1 tRNA gene and 1 rRNA gene are annotated in these 995 nt (G+C 35.3%); both read right to left on the bottom strand.

The features are described from left to right. Positions 1-50: 50 nt before the first annotated feature. Positions 51-126: transfer RNA gene (locus AAZR19_RS18855), tRNA-Val, on the bottom strand. Between the two features lie 791 nt (positions 127-917). After that, positions 918-995: ribosomal RNA gene (rrf, locus tag AAZR19_RS18850) — 5S ribosomal RNA — on the bottom strand; the annotation flags it as partial.

Below are 995 nucleotides of genomic sequence, written 5' to 3'. Positions count from 1 at the left end.
AGTTGAGCTACACCGGCTTTATCTATCCTAACATTATGTAAGAATAAATATGGTGGAGGATGACGGGCTCGAACCGCCGACCCTCTGCTTGTAAGGCAGATGCTCTCCCAGCTGAGCTAATCCTCCATATTGTGTCGTTTCGAAGTGTCTCTCGATCTGACAAATAGTATTATATAACGATAAGATATTGTTTGTAAAGACTTTTTTAAAATAATTTTTGAATTTATTTTAAAGCTGTTTTTTCACCTTTTCGTTAAGGCACCTAAAGAAGTTTACCACTTGTCTCATCTTTTTAAAAGCCTTTTTTTCATTTTTTTATGTTTTTTTGTTAAAAAGAGCACTAATAAGGCTCTAGCACTGCAAAAACAGCAATTTAGAAGCTTTCATATCCTTGTTTTATTTCATATATCTCTGGATAAAAAACATTCAAAAAAGAAATTCTGTTATTATTTTATTTTTCTGAGAAATCTTTTTTGCATAAAAAAGTGTAAAAATAATTACTGGTCTTTACTATTTTTCAACAAATCGTTTCACATTATTTTTTTGCTGCTTCAAACACTCAACAGCTTATCATTATTATTGTTTGTTTCTTTTCTCTTCTTTTAAGTTAAAAATCCAACAATGGCTGACTATCCCCTTTGGGGTGGGGTGCCTTTCTATCTCGTGTCCCTATACCATCACCTCTTTACGTCTATTTAGTCCAAGGAGAGGTTTTCTATGCTTTTAATGACCCTTGATAATTTGAGCTGCTGGTTCATATGATGACTGACGTGTTAAATTGAAGGAACGTAAAGTTGGATTTATTTAGCAATTAGTGAGGGAACAACGTATTCTCACTTTACGAACCTATTATATAGAAGCAAGTCATTCAAAAACACAAAAAAGACCAGTTCCGGCTGGAACTGATCCTTATAGAAGCTTGGCGGCGTCCTACTCTCACAGGGGGAAACCCCCAACTACCATCGGCGCTGAAGAGCTTAACTTCCGTGTTCGGT

Origin of the sequence: Bacillus sp. Je.9.29.b (genome assembly GCF_051129925.1) — a bacterium.
Taxonomy (GTDB): Bacteria; Bacillota; Bacilli; order Bacillales; family Bacillaceae; genus Bacillus; species Bacillus safensis.
This window is presented reverse-complemented; position numbering and strand designations above follow the sequence as displayed.